This window comes from Mesorhizobium sp. WSM4840, from assembly GCF_055811755.1.
Genome location: NZ_JBVVQD010000009.1, coordinates 151,930 through 171,073, shown reverse-complemented (window position 1 = coordinate 171,073; position 19,144 = coordinate 151,930). Strand labels below are relative to the sequence as shown.

Annotated in this window: 19 protein-coding genes; 2 read left to right on the top strand and 17 right to left on the bottom strand. The window is 62.7% G+C overall.

The features are described from left to right. Positions 1–237 precede the first annotated feature (237 nt). Positions 238–1,125, top strand: a complete 888-nt coding sequence (locus tag AC0L3I_RS14995) for a sugar phosphate isomerase/epimerase family protein (RefSeq protein ID WP_473527357.1) — start codon at positions 238–240, stop codon at positions 1,123–1,125. Here the strand turns inward: AC0L3I_RS14995 and phnE (AC0L3I_RS14990) are convergent. From phnE (AC0L3I_RS14990) to phnG, 12 genes are all read right to left on the bottom strand, one after another. Further along, positions 1,113–2,663: a phosphonate ABC transporter, permease protein PhnE gene (gene phnE, locus AC0L3I_RS14990; RefSeq protein ID WP_473527356.1), complete on the bottom strand. Its 1,551-nt coding sequence runs from the start codon at positions 2,661–2,663 to the stop codon at positions 1,113–1,115. The two genes, AC0L3I_RS14995 and phnE (AC0L3I_RS14990), sit on opposite strands and share 13 nt — an antisense overlap. A gap of 4 nt (positions 2,664–2,667) precedes the next feature. Next, positions 2,668–3,642, bottom strand: coding sequence for a phosphonate ABC transporter, permease protein PhnE (gene phnE, locus AC0L3I_RS14985; RefSeq protein ID WP_473527355.1), 975 nt, complete (start codon positions 3,640–3,642; stop codon positions 2,668–2,670). 75 nt (positions 3,643–3,717) lie between these two features. Further along, positions 3,718–4,626, bottom strand: a complete 909-nt coding sequence (gene phnD / locus AC0L3I_RS14980) for a phosphonate ABC transporter substrate-binding protein (RefSeq protein WP_473527354.1) — start codon at positions 4,624–4,626, stop codon at positions 3,718–3,720. Positions 4,627–4,769: 143 nt separating this feature from the next. Further along, positions 4,770–5,627, bottom strand: coding sequence for a phosphonate ABC transporter ATP-binding protein (gene phnC / locus AC0L3I_RS14975; protein WP_473487831.1), 858 nt, complete (start codon positions 5,625–5,627; stop codon positions 4,770–4,772). Positions 5,628–5,979: 352 nt separating this feature from the next. Then, positions 5,980–6,420 carry a hypothetical protein gene (locus tag AC0L3I_RS14970; protein WP_473487832.1) on the bottom strand — a complete coding sequence of 147 codons (441 nt, stop codon included), beginning with the start codon at positions 6,418–6,420 and terminating at the stop codon, positions 5,980–5,982. A 79-nt stretch (positions 6,421–6,499) separates the two neighbouring features. Next, the gene (locus AC0L3I_RS14965) at positions 6,500–7,117 is read right to left on the bottom strand and encodes a DapH/DapD/GlmU-related protein (protein WP_473487833.1); all 618 of its coding nucleotides are present in this window, start codon (positions 7,115–7,117) and stop codon (positions 6,500–6,502) included. Then, positions 7,114–7,821, bottom strand: a complete 708-nt coding sequence (phnL, locus tag AC0L3I_RS14960; protein WP_473487834.1) for a phosphonate C-P lyase system protein PhnL — start codon at positions 7,819–7,821, stop codon at positions 7,114–7,116. The genes AC0L3I_RS14965 and phnL overlap by 4 nt, the downstream gene beginning before the upstream one ends. A gap of 211 nt (positions 7,822–8,032) precedes the next feature. Further along, positions 8,033–8,809 (bottom strand): phosphonate C-P lyase system protein PhnK, encoded by a 777-nt coding sequence (gene phnK / locus AC0L3I_RS14955; protein ID WP_065009749.1) that lies wholly within the window; start codon positions 8,807–8,809, stop codon positions 8,033–8,035. Then, positions 8,806–9,717 (bottom strand): alpha-D-ribose 1-methylphosphonate 5-phosphate C-P-lyase PhnJ, encoded by a 912-nt coding sequence (locus AC0L3I_RS14950; RefSeq protein WP_473487835.1) that lies wholly within the window; start codon positions 9,715–9,717, stop codon positions 8,806–8,808. The genes phnK and AC0L3I_RS14950 overlap by 4 nt, the downstream gene beginning before the upstream one ends. Then, on the bottom strand, positions 9,714–10,823 hold the full coding sequence (locus tag AC0L3I_RS14945; RefSeq protein ID WP_473487836.1) for a carbon-phosphorus lyase complex subunit: 1,110 nt from the start codon (positions 10,821–10,823) through the stop codon (positions 9,714–9,716). Before AC0L3I_RS14945 ends, AC0L3I_RS14950 begins: the two co-directional genes overlap by 4 nt. A gap of 1 nt (position 10,824) precedes the next feature. Beyond that, on the bottom strand, positions 10,825–11,436 hold the full coding sequence (gene phnH / locus AC0L3I_RS14940; protein WP_473487837.1) for a phosphonate C-P lyase system protein PhnH: 612 nt from the start codon (positions 11,434–11,436) through the stop codon (positions 10,825–10,827). Next, positions 11,436–11,900 (bottom strand): phosphonate C-P lyase system protein PhnG, encoded by a 465-nt coding sequence (gene phnG, locus AC0L3I_RS14935; protein WP_473487838.1) that lies wholly within the window; start codon positions 11,898–11,900, stop codon positions 11,436–11,438. The genes phnH and phnG overlap by 1 nt, the downstream gene beginning before the upstream one ends. A gap of 122 nt (positions 11,901–12,022) precedes the next feature. Between phnG and phnF the strand changes: the two genes are divergently transcribed. Further along, positions 12,023–12,775: a phosphonate metabolism transcriptional regulator PhnF gene (phnF, locus tag AC0L3I_RS14930; protein ID WP_473527353.1), complete on the top strand. Its 753-nt coding sequence runs from the start codon at positions 12,023–12,025 to the stop codon at positions 12,773–12,775. Positions 12,776–13,068: 293 nt separating this feature from the next. Here the strand turns inward: phnF and AC0L3I_RS14925 are convergent, their stop codons facing one another. The 5 genes from AC0L3I_RS14925 to AC0L3I_RS14905 form a co-directional block, all read right to left on the bottom strand. Next, the gene (locus AC0L3I_RS14925) at positions 13,069–14,085 is read right to left on the bottom strand and encodes a zinc-binding alcohol dehydrogenase family protein (protein WP_473527352.1); all 1,017 of its coding nucleotides are present in this window, start codon (positions 14,083–14,085) and stop codon (positions 13,069–13,071) included. A gap of 68 nt (positions 14,086–14,153) precedes the next feature. Then, entirely contained in the window at positions 14,154–15,119 is a 966-nt protein-coding gene (locus AC0L3I_RS14920) for an ABC transporter permease (protein WP_473527351.1), read from the bottom strand. Further along, positions 15,116–16,669 carry a sugar ABC transporter ATP-binding protein gene (locus AC0L3I_RS14915; protein WP_473527350.1) on the bottom strand — a complete coding sequence of 518 codons (1,554 nt, stop codon included), beginning with the start codon at positions 16,667–16,669 and terminating at the stop codon, positions 15,116–15,118. The genes AC0L3I_RS14920 and AC0L3I_RS14915 overlap by 4 nt, the downstream gene beginning before the upstream one ends. A 91-nt stretch (positions 16,670–16,760) precedes the next feature. Then, positions 16,761–17,756, bottom strand: a complete 996-nt coding sequence (locus AC0L3I_RS14910) for an ABC transporter substrate-binding protein (RefSeq protein WP_292209167.1) — start codon at positions 17,754–17,756, stop codon at positions 16,761–16,763. Between the two features lie 334 nt (positions 17,757–18,090). Then, positions 18,091–19,089 (bottom strand): aldo/keto reductase, encoded by a 999-nt coding sequence (locus AC0L3I_RS14905; RefSeq protein ID WP_473527349.1) that lies wholly within the window; start codon positions 19,087–19,089, stop codon positions 18,091–18,093. Between the last annotated feature and the right edge of the window lie 55 nt (positions 19,090–19,144).

Sequence of the window (19,144 nt, the reverse complement as noted above, 5' to 3'; positions counted from 1 at the left end):
AAATTTAAATCGCGGCGCCGGTTTACGGGGGGAGCCCCCCCCCCTTTATTCCAAACCTAATTCCACGGCAATTTGGGGGCAAACCCGACCTCTCCCCGAGGGGAGAGGAGATCGCCGGCGCTGGCGTCTGCCTCTTCTCCCCAGCGGGGAGAAGGTGGCCGCGAAGCGGCCGGATGAGGGGGCTTATGGCGAAGTCGGCGGAGGAGCCAGCCGGCCGTCAAATGGGGAGGGGCGTCGATGAAAATCGGCATGTGTATGTTCTTGTGGACGACGGCCGTGTCGAAGAAACACGAGCCGCTGCTCAGGGATATCAAGGCGACCGGCTTCGATGGCGTCGAGATACCGATCTTTGCCGGCACGCCGGACGATTACAAAAGGCTCGGCGCGCTGCTCGACCGCATCGGGCTGGAACGCACCGCCGTTTCGGCGATGGGCGATCCGGCGATGAATTTGATCTCGGCCGATGCCTCAACGCGCAAGGCCGGCATCGACTATATGAAATGGGCGATCGACTGCACACAAGCGCTTGGCGCCAAAACGCTGAGCGGCCCGCTGCATTCGACGCTCGGCGCCTTTTCCGGCAGCGGGCCGACAGCGGCGGAGAAAAAGCGTTCGGTCGGCTCACAGCGCGCCATCGGCGATCATGCCGGCAACAAGAACGTCACCATTGGGCTGGAGGCGCTCAACCGCTTCGAATGCTACCTGCTCAACACGATGGACGATCTGTCGGAGCATGTCGACGCAATCGACCGACCGCACATCAAGGCGATGTACGACACGTTCCATGCCAATATCGAGGAAGCCGACCCGATCGGAGCCTATACGCGCAACCGCAGGAGCGTCGTCCATATCCATGTTTCGGAGAATGATCGCGGCGTGCCTGGGCGCGGCCATATTGCGTGGCAAGAGACGTTTTCGGCCATTCGCAAGAGCGGCTATGACGACTGGCTGACGATCGAGGCCTTTGGCCGCTCGCTCAAAGATTTGGCGGCGGCTACCAAGGTGTGGCGCGATTTTTCGGAAAGCCCGGAAGCCGTCTATCGCGACGGCTACAAGCACATCAAGAGCGGTTGGAAGAAGGCTGCTGCGCTAGATGCAGCCGGGCCTTCGTCTCAGGCGATCTGAGCTGCCGGCGGACGGACGGAAACGCGCCGTTCATCGTTGCCGTTTGCGACGGTCCCCATCAGTTTGCGGCGCAGATAGCTGGAGATGTTGTCGAAGATGAAAACGACGAGCAGAATCAGCAGAACCATGTAGAAAACATTGGCCCAGTTGGTGTTGGTGCGCATGGCCTCCCACAATTTCAGACCGATGCCGCCGGCGCCGACAGCACCTATGATCGTCGCTGACCGGGTGTTCGATTCCCAGAAATAGAGGGATTGGCTGAGGAATACCGGCAGAACCTGGGGCAGCACGCCGTAGCGCTGCACCATTGCCGGCGTGGCGCCAACCGAGCGGATGCCCTCGCGCTGCTTGTCGTCGATGTTTTCCAGTGCCTCGGAATAGAGTTTGCCCAGGGTTCCCGTGTCGGTGAAGAAGATCGCCGACATGCCGGCCAGCGGCCCCGGACCGAAGCCGCGCGTGAAGAACAGCGCCCAGATCAGCATGTCGACCGAGCGCTGGAAATCGAAAAAGCGCTTTGTTAGCTGGTTGGCTATCCGGCTCGGCGTGACGTTGCGCGCAGCCAGGAAGGCGAGCGGAAAGGCGACGATCGAGGCCAGCACCGTGCCGACAAAAGCCATGACGATGGTTTGCAAAAGTTTCAGCCAGACGTCACCGTGCTGCCATTCGGCGTTGTTGAGGACGTTATCCCAGGCGAGCGCTGCGTTTGACCGCGACGGGTCGATGCGTGCCCCGGAAACGATCAGTGAAGCGACCTCGCCGAACCGCTTTCCCCAGAATGGCGAATTCGTGTCGAACACGAAATTGGCCCAGCCGAAGAAACGTCTCCAGGCGACCACTTCGTCACTTTGCACCTCAGCGCGGCCGAGAAATCCGAACGAGACATAGGCTGTCGAGCCTGGCCTGCGTTGCTCGATCCAGTCAGGCAGCGGTGTGCGCGGCGTGACGGAACTGTCCTTGGCGATGTCGAAGATGACGCTTTCGGCGCCGCGCGTCACTGTGACGAGGTTTGGCGTGATGGCGATCCGGCCATTGCCAAGAACGACGGTCGCCGCCACGACGGCGTTTTCGCGCACCGTTTCAGGCACAGCCGGAGCGGGTTGGTTTGACGGGGCGGTTGGGCTCTCGGCGGTTGGCGCGCCAGGCGCCATAAACGAATCCTGCGACGACTTGTTGGTCGCGTTTGCCGGTGCTGGTGCTGCGTCGACCCGGCGCTCGATCACACCCATCTGCTTGGCCACCCAGTCGGGATCTGGATTGGATCCCAGTTTGGAAAAGCGGGAGTAATCGATCGTCAGATAATTGTCCTTGAATTCGATGTCGGGCCGGATTTCGTAAGACACCCAGTCGGCGAGATACGCGCCGGCAAGGTTCCAGTTCGCCTTTTCAAGAACGCTGGCGATCGAGAAGAACCACGCGCAATAGAAGGTGTAGAGAATGCAAAGAAGGATGCCGATCGGGGCGGCGTAGCGCTTCCATAGGGAGCGCCGGAACGCATCCGGATGGCGAATGGCGATGTCGTTGATGGCATCGGCGTTCATTCGCTTACTCTCCGCGCCCATATGCGAACGCCTGCCGGCCGACAAGACGATGTCTCAGCCATGCCGAAAACTGGTCGACGGCGACAATCGTGCAGAACAGCAGGAAGACGATGGCGATGGTCTTGGCCTCATGGCCTCGGCCGATCGAAAGACGCAGCGATTCACCGATGCCGCCGGCGCCGACGGCGCCGAGAATGGTCGAAGCGCGCACATTGATCTCGAAGCGGAGCAGGAAATAGCTCATGAAGTTGGGCAGGACCTGGGGCACGATGCCGAACCACACCCGCTCCACCCAGTTGGCGCCAACGGCGCGCAGACCTTCTTCAGGCTTCATGTCGGCATTCTCGACCACTTCGAAGAACATTTTTCCGAGCGCGCCGACGGTATGGATGCTGACCGCAATGATCGCCGGAATGGGTCCAAGCGAGAAAATCGCGAGAAAGAAGCCGGCAATAACAATTTCCGGAAAGGCGCGGACGATTTCAAGGAAGCGACGCGTGGCGAAACGGAGCCAGCGGTTGGCCGTGATATTGCTCGCGGCGAGGAAGCAGAGCAGGAAACCGAATGTAGAGCCTACGAGCGTCGAAAACAGGGCGATGTTCAGCGTCTCGATCATCCGGTGGAAATATTCCGGAATGTAGATGCTTTGGGTCAGGTAGACCCGGCCTTCGGGGTAGTCGAACTTGAGGCTGCCATCGTCATAAGGGGACGGCAGGTCGAACAGCGCGCGCACCGGGTCGAACCAGTCGCGCGGCTTCAGCTCGGTGAAAAAGTCGGCGATGTAGGGAAGGCGGTCGAAGAACTTTCCGGCGTTGGTTTCGTTGGCGAACCAGAGCGAGCCAGAGAGTGCAAGAAACAAGAAGCCCAGGCCTCCGATCGTGTAAAGGCGCCGGCGAGCGGCGAGGTCGCGCCAGTGCCGCTCGACAGTAGCTCCCTCCGGTGAAAGCGCAGGCGCGCGGTAAACGTTGGTCGCACTCATCGATAGATCCCCGGCCCCTGATGCGGCAACGCCGCCGGCGGCACATGACCCCGGCGGCGTTGTAGCAGTTTGTTTTTACGAGCCGATCTTCGCCTTACGGGCGTCGATGATCGGCTGATAGAATTCTGGGGTGACCGGTGAATAGCCCTTGTAATCGCCGCCTTGTATCGCCGAGAAACACGCCGGATCGGTTTCCGGAAGCTTGGTCAGGAAATCGGTGATCTTCTGCTTGGCGCCGGCGTCGATCGACGTACGCAATACCAGCGGGCCGTTCGGGATCAGCGGCGACTGCCACAATTCGACGAGGTCGTCCATCTTGAGGACACCCTTGTCGACCATCTTGCGCAGATTGCCCGAGCTGTAGCCGTCGTTGAAGTCGCCGACGCCCGAAGCCCAGGTGGTGCCGGCATCGAACGTACCCTTCAGGACTTCAAGGACAAGCTGTTCATGGCCGCCACCGAAACCGGTCGACGCGAAGTAGCTCTTCACATCCATGCCGATGTCCTTGGGCAGTGAAGTCACCGGGATCAGGTAACCAGAAGTCGAATCGGGATCGGCGAAACCGAGTTTCTTGCCCTTCATGTCGGCGAGCGTCTTGATGCCGGAATCAGCACGGGCAACCATGACCGAATGGTAGCCGGTCGAACCGTCGGTCTGGACCGTCGTCAGGATCGGCTGAACCGCGTCCTTGTTTTCGAGATAGATCTTGGCGTAGCCGGAAGCGCCCAGTTCGGCAAAGTCAAGCGTGCCGCCGAGCAGGCCCTGGATGACGCCGTCGTAATCGGCGGCCGGGAACAGCGAAACTTTCTCGACGCCGAGGACTTCTTTGATGTGGTCGGCGAAGCACTGGTAATTGCGCAGACGGTCGGCTTCGTTCTCGCCGCCCAGAATGCCGACGCGGAACTCCTTCAGGTCCTGTGCCTGGACCGTGCCCACCGCCATGGCGAGGATGGAAACGGCACCGAAGATTATCTTTCTAAACATTTCGCGTCTCTCCTGTTGGTTCCGGCATCGCGCCGGCAGCGTTCGAATTTTGACAGCGCCCTTGACGCGGGCTGGCGATCCAGGTGCTCTTCGGTTGTCCATGACCTTTCGTATACCGGTATCCACTTTCCGGGATCATGGAACTAGTAGCCTGGAAATGCGGGCTCGAGCGGTCCGGTGGATGCGGCGATTTTTTGCTTGATGGTGACGCTGGTCGAGGTGATGGCCTCGGAGATTTCGCCGCCATTGCTGTCGGCGCCGTAGACCATGCGCACAGCCTCGCGGTTGAGCTCTTCGGGTGGGCCGTCGAACACGACCTTGCCGGCGGCCATGCCGATGATGCGGTTGCAATAGGTGCGCGCGGTATCCAGCGTGTGCAGATTGGTGACGACGGTGAGGCCCTCGCGCAGATTGATGTCCTGCAGCGAATCCATCACCACTTTGGCGTTGAGCGGGTCGAGCGAGGCGATCGGCTCGTCGGCGAGGATGACTTTCGGCTGCTGCATCATGGCGCGGGCAATCGCAACGCGCTGCTGCTGGCCGCCGGACAACGTGCCGGCCGGTTGCAGCGCCGTGCGGGCGATGTCGAGACGCTCGAGCGCCGCGATCGCCTCGGCCCGTTCCTCGCGGGAGAAGACACCGAGCAGATTGACAAGGGTCGAGCGGTGATTGAGCCGGCCGAGCAGGACATTGGTCAGCACGTCGAGACGCGGCACCAGGTTGAATTGCTGAAAGATCATGGCGCAATCGCGCTGCCACCGCCTGAGCAGCGAACCGCGCAGGTTGGAAACTTCGGCGCCGTCAAAGAAAATCGAGCCCTGGCTCGGATCGATAAGGCGGTTGATCATCCGCAAAAGCGTCGACTTGCCGGCGCCCGAGCGGCCGATGATGCCGACCATCTGCCCGTGCGGGATCAAGATGTCGACATTGCTGACGGCGGTGTTCCTGCCAAACCGGCGGGTGACACCGCGGATCTCGAGCGTGGCTGAGGTTGCTGACATAGGCAAGTTCCAGTCCAGTCGCGTTTCGAAGGTCCGTTAACCTTCGCTAGCGCAGCCGCATGAAACCGCGGTGTCGGATTGATGTCAGTTTTGTTACCGTCCACAGGTGCAGAGGCGACGCGCTGTCAACCCAGGACCAGGGGGTCCTCGAGAATGTATGGCAGACGACAGTTTGCCGGGCTCGACGAGCAAATTGTATGCGCTGTTGGAGCGCTTGCCGAGATGCACGGGAGGGTTCGGGTTAGAGCCGGCAAAAATCCGGCTAGCGAAGGTTTCACGGAGTGAAGCATGGCGATCTCCAGGGAAGACCGCCTCCTGTCCGAGTCATGTGTCATGCATATGAAAGGAACCTTCAAAGACAGGGGTTTAACAAGGGCTCGCGATCGACTTCGAGCAACTTGTCCATGTTGGCGGTGCTCTGGCTGGGATCGACAGACTTGAGCGAATTGTAGAGTGCCATGCTCTCGCCCTCCAGCTCACAAGAGGCGGTGCCGCGTTGAGCTTGGCGCGCACGGATCTGGTTCTGCCGTTCGTCCAGCGCAGCTTGCGTGGTGTCCGAGTTCCTGATGATGAAGGCGTTCATGCGGTCGATCCCTGACTGAAGGAAGTCGAGAAAATCACGATCTTGCTTCGGAGCGCAGTTTTCACCGATCGCGTGGATTGATGCATAGATCATCCAGATGCAAAGGACCGCGCCGCGAGGATCCATCTTCGGCACCTGGTTGGCAGGCGCTTGTTGAGGCAAGAGAGTCACCAGCGCAACCAGGCAAAATCCTACCCATCGTCTGATCATGCCAATCCTTACGTTTTTTTCTTACGACTTTTTGCCCGGCAATCGTCAATTAAAAGGCGACAGCGTTGAGCAAGGGACGTTAGCCGCCATATTTTTCCAGAAACGCTTCCGCCGCAAGCGCGCGGAAATCGTCGAGCGCGGCGCGTAGTTGGGCGTGGTCCCAATCCCACCAGGCGAGTGCCTGATAGCGTTCCACCGTGCGGCGGTCGAAACGTTCGCGGATCGGTTTGGCCGGCACGCCGCCGACGATGGTGTAGGGCGCGACGTCCTTCGACACCACGGCGCCGGCGCCGACCGCCGCGCCATCGCCTATGGTGACGCTGGGCAGGATGGTCGAGCCGTGGCCAAGCCAGGTGTCGTGGCCGATGGTGACGCGCCTGGCACGGCGCTGGGCAAAGAATTTGCTCTCGTGCTCGGCGTCGTCCCAATAGTCCGAGGCACGATAGGTGAAATGGTGCAGCGTTGGCCGCCAGGTCGGATGGTTGGTGGCGTTGATGCGCACGCTGGCGGCGATGTTGGCGAATTTGCCGATCGTCGCGCACCAGGCGCTGCAGTCCTGCATCATGTAGGAATAGTCGCCGATCGTGCTCTCCGAAACCCGGCAGCGTTCGGCGATCTCGGTCCAGCGACCGAGCGTCGAGTTCTCGACTTCCGCCGTTTCGTGGACCAGCGGCGTTTCCGACAGTTTTCGGGTCACGCGGCGATTTTTCCGGCGGCAAAAGCGGTCACGTCGATGACGCGGTCGGCCACTGCCTCGCGCACGTCGTGGTCGTGGAAGATGCCGAGCAGGGCGACGCCGGCCGCCTTCTTGGCGGCGATCAGCGCAATCACCACGTCGCGGTTCCTGGCATCGAGCGAAGCGGTCGGCTCGTCGAGCAGCAGGATCGGGTGCTCGGTGATGAAGCCGCGCGCGATGTTGACGCGCTGCTGCTCGCCGCCGGAAAAGGTCGCCGGGGGCAGCGCCCAGAGTTTCTCCGGCAGGTTGAGCTGCGCCAGCAAGGCGCACGCCTTGCCGCGCGCGACCTCACGGTCCTCGCCGCGTTCGACCAGCGGTTCGGCAACGACGTCGAGGGCGGAGACGCGCGGCACGGTGCGCAGGAACTGGCTGACATAGCCGATCGTGAGCCGGCGCACGGCAAGCACGGTGCGCGGGCTGGCCGTCGCGAGATCGATGAGCCCGTCCTCGTGCTGGACGATGATCTGGCCTACGTCGACGGCGTAGTTGCCGTAGAGCATCTTCAGGATCGAGCTCTTGCCGGCACCGGACGGGCCGCCGAGCACGGCACATTCGCCGCTCCTGATCGAGAACGACACGCCGGCGACGACAGGCAGTTTGATGCCGTCGCGCAGATGCATGGTGAAGCTCTTGGCGACATCGGAGACGACGAGCGGGGTTGCCATCAGAATGTGCTCCATTCGCCATTCGTTTGCGGGCCAACATCCCCCTCTGGCCTGCCGGCCATCTCCCCCTCAAGGGGGGAGATTGGATGTCGCGCACGGTTTCGCCACTCTTCAAGGTTGCAGAACAAGCGAGACGGAGAGACAGCCGATCTCCCCCCTTGAGGGGGAGATGGCCGGCAGGCCAGAGGGGGGTACGCCGGAGCAATCATCTTCACACCTGCAATATCGAAGAAACAAGGAGTTGGGTGTAGGGCGCGCGTGGATCGTCAAGCACGCGGTCGGTGAGGCCGCTTTCGACGACGCGGCCGTCCTTCATCACCATCATGCGTTGCGACAGCAGACGCGCCACCGCAAGATCGTGGGTGACGACGATCGCCGCCAGGCCGAGATCGGTGACCAGGCCGCGCAACAAATCGAGCAGGCGCGCCTGCACGGAGACGTCGAGGCCGCCGGTCGGCTCGTCCATGAACACCAGCCGCGGCCCGGTGACGAGGTTGCGGGCGATCTGCAGGCGCTGGCGCATGCCGCCGGAAAAGGCGCGTGGTTCGTCGTCGATGCGGTCCTCGTCGATCTCGACGCGCGATAGCCAGTCGACGGCGGTAGCGCGGATTTTTCCATAGTGGCGGTCACCCACCGCCATCAGCCGCTCGCCGACATTGGCGCCGGCCGACACCGTCATGCGCAGTCCGTCGGCAGGGTTCTGGTGGACGAAGCCCCAGTCGGTGCGCATCAGAAAACGGCGCTCGGCCTCGCTCATGCGGTAGAGCTCGCGGAACTGGCCGTCGCGCATACGGTAGCTGGCGGTGCCAGAACTCGGCAGCAATCTGGTCGAGAGGCAGTTGAGCAGCGTCGTCTTGCCGGAACCGGATTCGCCGACCACCGCCAGCACCTCGCCCGGCCACAGGTCGAAGGTCACGTTCTCGCAACCAACGCGCGAGCCGTAGAATTTGGACAGCGCTGAAACGCGCAGCAGTGGTTCGTCGGTCATTGCGCCGGCTCCCTTTTTTCCAGGGCAGGAGGGGTTTCGGCCGCAAGGTGGCCGCGATGGCCTTGTTCGCGCCGTTTCTCGCAATGATCGGTGTCGGAGCAGACGAACATGTGGCCGCCATGGTCGTCGAGGATGACCTCGTCGAGATAGACGTTTTCGGCCGCGCACAGCGCGCAGGGCTGGTCGAAGGTCTGCACCTCGAACGGATGGTCCTCGAAGTCGAGGCTGACCACTTCGGTAAAGGGCGGCAGCGCATAGATGCGCTTCTCGCGGCCCGCGCCGAACAGTTGCAGAGCCGGCGAACGGTGCATCTTCGGATTGTCGAACTTCGGCGTCGGCGAGGGATCCATCACATAGCGGCCCTCGACCTTGACCGGATAGGCGTAGGTGGTGGCGATGCGGCCGTGCCTGGCGATATCTTCGTAGAGTTTTACATGCATGAGGCCGTATTCTTCCAGCGCATGCATTTTCCGCGTTTCCGTCTCGCGCGGCTCGAGGAAGCGCAGCGGCTCGGGAATCGGCACCTGATAGACCAGCACCTGGCCCGATGTCAGCGGATGTTCGGGGATGCGGTGGCGGGTCTGGATAATGGTCGCCTTGGCCGTCTCGGTGGTGACGGCGACATTGGCGACCTTCTTGAAGAAGGCGCGGATCGAAACGGCATTGGTGGTGTCGTCGGCGCCCTGGTCGATGACCTTCAGCACGTCGTCGGGCCCGATGATCGATGCGGTGACCTGGACGCCGCCGGTGCCCCAGCCATAGGGCATCGGCATCTCGCGCGAGGCGAACGGCACCTGATAGCCGGGAATGGCGATGCCCTTGAGGATCGCGCGGCGGATCATCCGCTTGGTCTGCTCGTCGAGATAGGCGAAGTTGTAGCTGGCGATGTCAGCTGGTCGCGCGGTCATTCCGCGGCCTCCCTTTTTTCTTCCATCTTGCCGTTCTCGCGGGCGTCATGCTCGGCGCGCATGCGGCGCACCAGGTCGAGCTCTGCCTGGAAGTCGACATAGTGCGGCAGCTTGAGGTGCTCGACGAAACCGGTCGCCTGGACATTGTCGGAATGCGAGATGACGAATTCTTCGTCCTGGGCAGCGGCGACGACATCTTCGCCGAATTCGGTTGCACGAAGCGCGCGGTCGCATAGCGCCATGGCCATCGCCTTGCGCTCGCTCTGGCCGAAGACGAGGCCGTAGCCGCGGGTGAATTGCGGCGGCGCCTTGGCCGAGCCCTTGAACTGGTTGACCATCTGGCACTCGGTGACACGCGCAGTACCCAGCGGTACGGCGAATGGCAGCTCCGGCACGTCGAGTTCCAGCTCGACCTCGCCGATGCGAACCTCGCCGACGAACGGATGGTTGCGGGCATAGCCGCGCTGGGTGGAATAGCCGAGCGCCAGCAAAAAACCCTCATCGCCGCGTGACAGCGCCTGCAGGCGGATGTCGCGCGCCATCGGGAATTCCAGCGGCTCGCGGGTGATATCGCCGGGGACATGGTCCTGCGGCATGTCACCATCGGGTTCGATCAGGCCTTCGCGGGCGAGGATGGCGGAGACGCGCGGCATGGCTTCCGCCTCGCTGGCGCGCTGCAGCGGCTCGGCGACATCGCCGCCGGCCGCAAGTTCGGGATCGAGCAGCCGGTGGGTGTAGTCGAAGGTCGGGCCGAGCAGCTGGCCGCCGGGCAGGTCCTTGTAGGTCGCCGACACGCGCCGCTCGACCAGCATCGCGCCGGTGTCGATCGCCCTGGTATAGCCGAAGCGTGGCAGCGTGGTGCGATAGGCGCGAACCAGGAAGATCGCCTCGATCATGTCGCCGCGCGCCTGAACGATGGCGAGCGCCGCCAATTCCCTATCATAGAGCGAACCTTCGCTCATCACCCGGTCGACGCCGAGCGCCAGCTGCTCGACGATCTGGTCGAGGCGAAGCGCCGGCACCGAACGGTCGCCGCGGCGGCGGTCGGCGAGCAGGGCGTGGGCGTTGGCAATGGCCGCTTCGCCGCCTTTTACTGCGACATACATATCACGCCTCCATCGTCTTGATGCGCGTCGTGCGCGGCAGGCAGGCAACGCCTTCCGGGGTGGCGAGGATGATGTCGACACCACGGGGAAAACGCTGATTGTTCTGCTTCCATTGTTCGACGAAGTGGCGCGGCATCTGCGCCGGCGCGATTGTCGCGGTTGTTTCGATGCCAGGACCTTCGAGTAGCAGAGGGGCGCCCGAGACGAGATCGCTCACCTGCAGGATCAGCGTCGTCGAGCGGTCGGGATAGTCCTGGGTGCCTTGTGAAAAGCCGTCGAGCGCCATCATCTCGGCCGGCGTGGCGATCAGCGCGAAATGCGCATCGGCTGGCGTGTTGGCCAGTGGTGCGCCGGTGTGGAAACCAAGCCAGGATTTCACCGCTGCCGGGGCCTGCAAAACGAGATCGAGCCAGAGCGGCGTGTCGTTGTCGCACAGCGCCAGCGCGATGGCGCCCGCGGTGGCCGACAGCGGCGCGGGCGGGCTGGCAAAGACCGGCAGGGGTTGCAGGATGCCCGGCCGCGCCATTGCGTCCATCACGGCGCGGAACACCGTCTGGGCGTCGAACACCGGATCGGCAAAGCCGCCCTCGATCGCTTGGGTTGCGATTTCCATCAGTCTTCTCCGCGTACCATGGTGAAGAAATCGACCTTGGTTGCCGCCGTCTCGGCGCGCCGCCGTTCACGTGCGCTGGCCAGCGCGGCCTGCAGAGGCGCAATGAGTTTGGTCTCGACCTCGTTGCGGCGGGCGGGATCCTGCCAGAGCGCGTCGGCGATCGCCGCCAGTTTTGCTTTCTGCTTGTCACGGCCGAGCGCGTAGCAGTGGCCGACCTGTCCGGATGCGAGCCGGACGGTGGCGCGGGTGACCGTCGCCTCGCCGACGTTGAACGGCGCGCCGCCGCCGCCGATGCGGCCACGCACGGTGACCAGGCCGGTTTCGGGGCCGCGCAGGAGTTCTGCTTGCGAAGGCAGGCCGGCTTGGTTCCAGAGGCGGACGATATCGTCGCCGGTCGATTGCGCCAGCGTCGCCATGACGGCCTTGCGCTCAAGCTGCTGATCGCGCGCTTCCTGTTCTCGCATGGCCGCCGTTCCTTCTCGTTCCAATTTGTATAATGATGTAGACAATTATACAAATTATACCTATTCTCTAAAGCCTGTCCATGACGGATGGATGACACGGCGAAAAAGCTCGGGGCAAAGAGATGATCGGTCAGCAGATCGCCAGCAGCTTGGAGCGGCGCAGCGGCGTCTCGCTGTGGCGGCAGATCGCCGAGCAGATCCTGCATTCGATCGCCGTCGGCGACTTCGCCGAGAATGCTGCGTTGCCACCGGAAGTTGCACTGGCCGAGCGCTATGGCGTCAACCGCCATACGGTGCGCAGCGCCATCGCCGCACTGGTGCAGGATGGCGTGCTCAGGGCCGAACAGGGGCGCGGCACCTTCGTGCTGTCGCGCAAGCGCCTGTCCTATCCGATCGGCGCCCGCACCCGGTTTTCGGAGGGCTTGCAAGGGCAGGCGTCGGAGCGTCGCAGCGTGCTACTCGAATCGGCGGTCGAGCCGGCCAGCCGGCGCGTCGCCGAAGGGCTGGGGGTTACCAAGGGTTCGACTGTCATACGCCTCGAGACACGCGGCGAAGCCGATGGGCAACCGGTCTCGCGTGCCACCGGCTGGTTTGATGCGGCTCGCTTCGCCGGCATCGATGCCGCCATGGCCGAAACCGGATCGGTGACGGCCTCATTGCGGCGTTTCGGCATCGGCGACTATCTCAGGCAATCGACGGTGCTGTCGGCCCGCCACGCGGACGCCGCCGACCTTGCCGATCTCGATCTGCAGCCCGGCGCCATCGTGCTGGTCACGGTCGCGGTCAACGTTACGCCGGACGGCGAGCCGATCCAGTTTGCGGAGTCGCGCTTTTCAGCGGAGCGCGTGGAGCTGAGGCTGTCGGTGAACGATTAGCCTTCAACGTCGTCATCCTTGGGCGAAGCAGGAGCGCAGCTCCGTCGCGAAGACCCAAGGATCCATGCCGTGACCTCGCGCGAAGAGTAAAGACGGCGCAAGACAGAGGTCGTTCGGTACTGCTGCAACGCTCGTATGTAACGGCATGGATCCTATGGTCTTCGCCGCGTCGCTTCGCTCCTTTGCTCCGCCATAGGATGACGAAGTGATGGATGTTTCGGCTAATCGCCAAGGCATGCGCTCTGCCAATCCTGCAATATCGCCCGCCGAATTTTTCGTGCCAGACCGACATCTCATCCGACCTGAATGACGGCCTTGATGAGGCCGGATTTCTCATGCGCCCAGCGGGCGAGGTCGCGCGGTGTGTCGCCAAGCGTCGTGCGATGGGTGACGAGCTTTGCCAGCGGCACAGCACCGTCGCGGATCGAAGCGGCGACATGGTCGAAGTCGGCGCGCAGCGCGTTGCGGCTGCCGATCAGCGTCATCTCGCGCTTGTGGAATTCGGGGTCGGAAAAGACGATGTCGTCCTTGACGACGCTGACCAGGACCAGCGTCCCGCCATGCGCGACATGGGCAAAGGCCGACTGCACGGACTGGGTGTTGCCGGTAGCATCGAAGACCGCGTCAAAGCCTTCGCCGCCGGTCGCCTCGCGCACCAGGTCGGTCGCAGACTGCCGCGAACCGTCGAGGGTGGCGAAGCCGAGTTCGCTTGCGGCAAAACCCAGCCTCTCGGCACTCATGTCGAGCAGCGTCACGTCGAGACCGGCGATACGGGCAAACAGCGCCGTGCCGAGGCCGATCGGCCCGGCGCCGATGACCAGCGTGCGCGCGCCAGGATCAGCCAGCGAGCGCCGCACGGCGTGCGCCCCGATCGCCAGGAATTCGACAGCGGCGGCATCCGCCAGCGACAGGCCGTTTGCCGGATAAAGATTTTGCGCCGGCACCAGGATCCGTTCGCACATGGCGCCGTCGCGGTGGACGCCGAGCACTTCGATCCTGACGCAGCAATTCGGCTTGCCTTGGCGGCAGGCGATGCATTTGCCGCAGGCGAGATACGGGTTGATGATCACCGGCTCGCCGATGGCCAGATCGACGTCCTCGCCAATTTCGATCACGGTGCCGGAGACCTCGTGACCCATGATGCGGGGATAGGCGAGGAATGGATGCTTGCCCTCGAAGATGTGATAGTCGGTGCCGCAGATGCCGACATGACTGACCGCGACCAGCGCCCAGCCCGGCGGTGGTGTGCTTGGCGCCGGGCGGTCTTCCACAACAAGATTGCCGGGCGAACGGCAGACGACGGCTTTCATGCTTCAATCCAGTTGGTTCATGGCACCGCCGGTCCCGTTAGCGCCGGGCCGGCGGATGTTAAGATAGTCTACTTGCCGCGGCGGCGCAGGCCGTCGAAATAGACGATGACGATGATCAGCACGCCGGTAATGATGCGCTGCCAGAAGGCATTGACGTTCAAGAGATTGGCGCCGTTGTTGATGGTGGCGAGGATGAAGGCGCCGAGCAGCGGTCCATGCACCGAGCCGACGGCGCCGAACAGCGAGGTGCCGCCGATCACCGACGAGGCGATCGCCTGCAACTCCCAGCCCTCGGCCTGTGTCGGATTGCCGATGCCGATGCGCGAGGCAAGCAGCACGCCGACAAAAGCTGCACAGAGGCCCGACAGCGTATAGGCCAGGTAGATGGTGCGCTGGACGTTGACACCGGACAGACGCGATGCCTCGGCGTTGGAGCCGACCGAGAACAGATATCGGCCCCAGCGGCTGTGATGCAGGAAGATGTAGGCGGGGATGCCGACCAGGATCACCATCCAGAACAGATTGGGGACGCCGAGGAAAGAGCTGCGCGAAAACAGCTGGAATGCGTCGCTGTTGATCGAGATCGAGTTGCCGTTGGTCATCAAGAGGCCGATGCCGCGCAAGGATGTCAATGTCGCCAGCGTGATGATGAAGGGTGGCAGGCCCATCTTTACGATGCCGAAACCGTGGAACAGACCGATTGCGACGCCGACCAGCAAGGTGATCAGGATGGCGAGGAAGATCGGCACGCCGGCATTGATCAACATCGCTGCGATGACGGTGGCGAAGCCGACCACGGCGCCGACGGAAAGGTCGATGCCTCCGGTGATGATGACGAAGGTCTGGCCGACCGCCAGGATGGCGATCATCGAACCTTGCCGCAGCAGGTTCGAGATGTTGTTGGCGGAGGCGAAGCTCGGCGTCGCCACCGACAGGATGACCCACAACAATACCAGCAGCGCCAGCAGTGTCAGCCCGAACAGGGCGTTGTAGTTGCGTTTCGGCCTTTCGGCCGGTATCGCCTCGGTGCTCATATCTGTCCTCCCGGTTTTTCTTGTTTCTCGGCCAGCGCTTGGGTGAGGATCTCCTCATGGTTGGCAGTGTGGAAACCATGAGTGGCCACCAGTTTGCCGCGCCGGAACACATGCAGTGTGTCGGCCAGTTCATAGACCTCGGGCAGATAGGACGAGATAAGGATGATGCCGGCGCCATTGGACAAAAGCGCACTGAACAGGCGGTAGATCTCTGCCTTGGTGCCGACATCGACGCCAACTGTCGGCTCGTCGAAGATGAACAGCTTGGCGCCGTGCGCCAGCCATTTGCCGATGACGATCTTCTGCTGGTTGCCGCCGGACAGGCTGGAGGCGAGCGCGTTGCGCGTCGGCGTCTTGATCCTGAGATTGGCGATCTGGCGATCCGCCTCGGCCTTCTCCTGCGCGCTGGAGATCAGCAGGTTGCTGGAGATGCGCTTGTAGATCGGCAGATTGAGATTGAGACCGACCGGCAGGTTGAGGCAGAGGCCCTGGTCGCGGCGGCTTTCCGGCGCCAGCGCCATGCCGAGCCTGATAGCGTCATGCTCGGAGTTGACCTGAACATCCTTGCCCTCCCAGAGGATCTGGCCGGCCGACTTGCGATGACGGCCGTAGAGGGTGGTGACGAACTCGCTGCGCCCGGCGCCGATCAGGCCGTAGAGCCCGACGATTTCGCCGGCGCGGACCGTCATCGAGACATTTTCGAAGCCCTTGCCGGAAAGATTTCGGGCTTCGAGGAGCGTCACGCCCGGGGTAAAATGCTCCTTGTGATAGACCTGCTCGATCGAGCGGTTGATCATCATCTTGACCAGCTCGGCGTCATTGGTCTCGGCGATGTTCCTGGTGCCGACAAGCGTGCCGTCGCGCAGCACCGAGACGCGGTCGGCGAGCTCGAACACCTCTTCCATGCGGTGGCTGATGTAGATGATGGTGACGCCTTCGCCCTTCAGCCGACGGATCAGCGTGAACAGCTGGTCGGCTTCCTTGCGGGTGAGGTAGGCGGTCGGTTCGTCGAAGATCAGGAACTTGGTGCCGCGCACGGTGGCACGGGCGGCGGCGATCAGTTGCTGCTGGCCTATGGTCAGGTCACCCAGCACGACATGCGCCGGCAGATCGAAGCCGAGATCGTCGATGATCTTCTGCGCTTCCCTGACCATGGCCCGCTGCTGCAGGATGCCGAAGCGGGAATCCTCTTCGCCGAGAAACATGTTGGCCGCGACGGTGAGATGGCGGCACAGGACGACCTCCTGATGCACGGCATTGATGCCGAGCGCCATCGCCTCATGCGGCGTCGCCAGCGCTGCCGGCTTGCCCTCCCAGATGACGTCGCCGGAGGTGCGCGGCATGACGCCGGTCAAAAGCTTGATCAGGGTGGATTTGCCGGCACCGTTCTCGCCGACGATGGCGTGGATTTCACCGGATTTGAAGGCAAGGTTAATCGGCTTCAGCGCGTGCGTGCCGGGATACTGCTTTTCCAGTCCCTTGAGTTCGAGGATCGTCCTGCCCGGTTCCAGCGTTGGGGCCGGATGCAGTTCCTGCGCCGTCGACGTCATGACAGTCCTCCCAGATCGGCCTCACGAGTGGCACGAGTGTAGGTCGTTTCCGGGGCAAAAAGCCCCGGAAACGGTGCGCCAATGCCGATGCTCAGTCGAGCTTCGGATTGAGCAGTGCGTCGATCTTCGGATCCTTCATGTTGGCCTTGGTGACGAGGTTGGCGCCGGTGTCGACATTGGCCTCGACCTTCTCGCCCTTCGAGGCAGCGAGCGCCGTCTTGATGCCGTCATAGCCCATCCGGTACGGATCCTGGACGACGAGGCCGGAAATGACGCCGTCATTGAGGAACTTGACCAGCTTCTCGTCGCTGTCGAAGCCGATCAGCCCGACCTTGCCGGCAAGGCTGTTCTCGGCGATCGCCTGACCGACGCCCTGCGCCATGATCAGGTTGGAGGCGAAGATGCCCTTGAGGTTCGGGTTGGCGGTGATCAGGTCGGTCGCGATGTTGAGGCCGGTCGTGGCTTGGCCGTCGGCGTATTTGTCGGCAATGAGCTTGAGGCCGGGATATTTGGCGGCAAGCTGTTCCTTGAAGCCCTGGGCGCGCTGTTCGAGCGAGCCAGCGCCCGGAAGCGCGGTGATCAGGGCGACGTCGCCCTCGATTTTGCCGCCATTGGCTTCGGCGATCGCGGCCGCCAGCCCGTCAGCGGCGACGCGGCCGCCCTGGATATTGTCTGTGGTCAGGAACGAAGTGAAGGCCTTGGAGTCGGCGCCGGAGTCGATGCCGATGATCTTGACCTTGGTGGCTGCCTCGTCGATCGGCTTGCCGAGCGCCTTGGCTTCGGTCGGTGCGATGACGACGGCAGCCGGGGTGCCGGCGACGGCGTTTTCAAGGATCGAGATCTGGCCGTTGACGTCGGTCTCCGCCTGGGCGCCGAGCTCCGGCACGTCGACGCCGAGGTCCTTGCCGGCCTTGCGGGCACCGGCCAGGACGATCTGCCAGTAGAAAGAGGTGGTGTCCTTGACGATGATCGGAATGGTTACGTCCGCCGCCGAAGCCGGCGCCGAATGCATCACGCCGGCAAGCATCGAGGCGGCGGCGAGCGCCACGAATGCGCGGCGGTTGAGAATGCTGGTCACGAATTTCATTAGACTTCCTCCCTAAGTCGCCCGGTGAACGTTGCGGAAGCCCGGTTTGGATAGGCGCTGCCCAAACAGAACTTTATCAATAAAAAACATTTACCGCATTTTGATAGTGCATAGGTTGGGTCGACGCAAGCGGTGTTTCGCATCGCCCTCCGTATGCCTCGACCGGAAGGAGTGCCGATCCTCATCGGAAACCCTCCAGATCCTCTCCGAAAAGGAATGGAATATTAATTCCAGAAACCAGTCAAGATGGAATATTCATTCTTTTCTTGAGGGCACGATTGTGACGCCTCCTGATCGCACCGTCCGCCGTTTAACCGGGGAAGGCCGCAGCGCATCAGCCGAGTTTCTGTACGACCGTGTAGGGATCATATTTGGCGAATTCTGTTTCGGGCACCTGGATGTCGAGCAGTTGCAGATTTCGTTCCAGATTGGCCGGTTTGGCGGTGCCCGTCAGCACAGAAGCCACCACAGGCTCGTGCAGCGGGAACTGGAACGCCGCCGCTGCAAGCGGGTAGCCGCCCTCGGCGGCGATTTTTTCCATGGCGCCGACGCGGTCGAGAATGTCCTCGGTGGCCGGCAGGTAGTCGAAATGCGCACCCGGCACCGGGCCGGTTGCCAGGATGCCGGAATTGAAGACGCCGCCTATGATCAGCGAGGTCTGGCGTTGTCGGCAAAGCGGCAGCAATTCGGCTTCGGCGGTGCGGTCGAGCAGCGAATAGCGGCTGGCGAGCAGGATGCAGTCGAGCGGCGCCTGGCGCAGCACATCGAGACAGATCTGAACCTCGTTGACGCCAAGGCCGTAGGCGGAAATGACCTTGGACGACTTCAGCTCTTCCAGCGCCTTCAGCCCGCCATCCATAAACTGGCGGAAATGCAGCTTCGTTTTCTCGACGCCATGCGTGTAGACGCCGATGTCGTGGACGAACAGGATGTCGATTCGATTGAGGCCAAGCCGCGCATAGCTGAACTCGACCGAGCGCATGATGCCGTCGTAGGAATAGTCGTAGTCGGGCGCAAAGGGCAGTGGATCGACATAGGAATGGTCCGGAATCCGGTCTTCCGGCACCGGCCGCAACAGGCGCCCGACCTTGGTCGACAGCACGTAGGAATCCCGCGGCTTGTCACGCAGGAAATCGCCGAAGCGGCGTTCCGAGAGGCCGAAGCCGTAGAAGGGCGCCGTATCGAAATAGCGCAAGCCGGCATCCCAGGCGACCTGCAGCGTCTGCATCGCCGCCTCGCGCGGGCAAGCTCGGTAGAGCCCGCCGACCGCCGCGCCGCCGAAGCTGACCTCGGTTATTTCCAGCGCGGTGCTGCCGACACGGCGTTTTTTCATACGAAGCCTCCCACCGGCCGTTGTCCGGCCTGTCTATTGTCGTTGTCGGTTAGCG

Excerpts from the sequence above, each read along its gene's own strand:
- AC0L3I_RS14995 (WP_473527357.1), top strand. The coding sequence starts at position 238 with ATGAAAATCGGCATGTGTATGTTCTTGTGGACGACGGCCGTGTCGAAG.
- phnE (WP_473527356.1), bottom strand. The coding sequence starts at position 2,663 with ATGAACGCCGATGCCATCAACGACATCGCCATTCGCCATCCGGATGCG.
- phnE (WP_473527355.1), bottom strand. The coding sequence starts at position 3,642 with ATGAGTGCGACCAACGTTTACCGCGCGCCTGCGCTTTCACCGGAGGGA.
- phnD (WP_473527354.1), bottom strand. The coding sequence starts at position 4,626 with ATGTTTAGAAAGATAATCTTCGGTGCCGTTTCCATCCTCGCCATGGCG.
- phnC (WP_473487831.1), bottom strand. The coding sequence starts at position 5,627 with ATGTCAGCAACCTCAGCCACGCTCGAGATCCGCGGTGTCACCCGCCGG.
- AC0L3I_RS14970 (WP_473487832.1), bottom strand. The coding sequence starts at position 6,420 with ATGATCAGACGATGGGTAGGATTTTGCCTGGTTGCGCTGGTGACTCTC.
- phnL (WP_473487834.1), bottom strand. The coding sequence starts at position 7,821 with ATGGCAACCCCGCTCGTCGTCTCCGATGTCGCCAAGAGCTTCACCATG.
- phnK (WP_065009749.1), bottom strand. The coding sequence starts at position 8,809 with ATGACCGACGAACCACTGCTGCGCGTTTCAGCGCTGTCCAAATTCTAC.
- AC0L3I_RS14950 (WP_473487835.1), bottom strand. The coding sequence starts at position 9,717 with ATGACCGCGCGACCAGCTGACATCGCCAGCTACAACTTCGCCTATCTC.
- AC0L3I_RS14945 (WP_473487836.1), bottom strand. The coding sequence starts at position 10,823 with ATGTATGTCGCAGTAAAAGGCGGCGAAGCGGCCATTGCCAACGCCCAC.
- phnH (WP_473487837.1), bottom strand. The coding sequence starts at position 11,436 with ATGGAAATCGCAACCCAAGCGATCGAGGGCGGCTTTGCCGATCCGGTG.
- phnG (WP_473487838.1), bottom strand. The coding sequence starts at position 11,900 with ATGCGAGAACAGGAAGCGCGCGATCAGCAGCTTGAGCGCAAGGCCGTC.
- phnF (WP_473527353.1), top strand. The coding sequence starts at position 12,023 with ATGATCGGTCAGCAGATCGCCAGCAGCTTGGAGCGGCGCAGCGGCGTC.
- AC0L3I_RS14925 (WP_473527352.1), bottom strand. The coding sequence starts at position 14,085 with ATGAAAGCCGTCGTCTGCCGTTCGCCCGGCAATCTTGTTGTGGAAGAC.
- AC0L3I_RS14920 (WP_473527351.1), bottom strand. The coding sequence starts at position 15,119 with ATGAGCACCGAGGCGATACCGGCCGAAAGGCCGAAACGCAACTACAAC.
- AC0L3I_RS14915 (WP_473527350.1), bottom strand. The coding sequence starts at position 16,669 with ATGACGTCGACGGCGCAGGAACTGCATCCGGCCCCAACGCTGGAACCG.
- AC0L3I_RS14910 (WP_292209167.1), bottom strand. The coding sequence starts at position 17,756 with ATGAAATTCGTGACCAGCATTCTCAACCGCCGCGCATTCGTGGCGCTC.
- AC0L3I_RS14905 (WP_473527349.1), bottom strand. The coding sequence starts at position 19,089 with ATGAAAAAACGCCGTGTCGGCAGCACCGCGCTGGAAATAACCGAGGTC.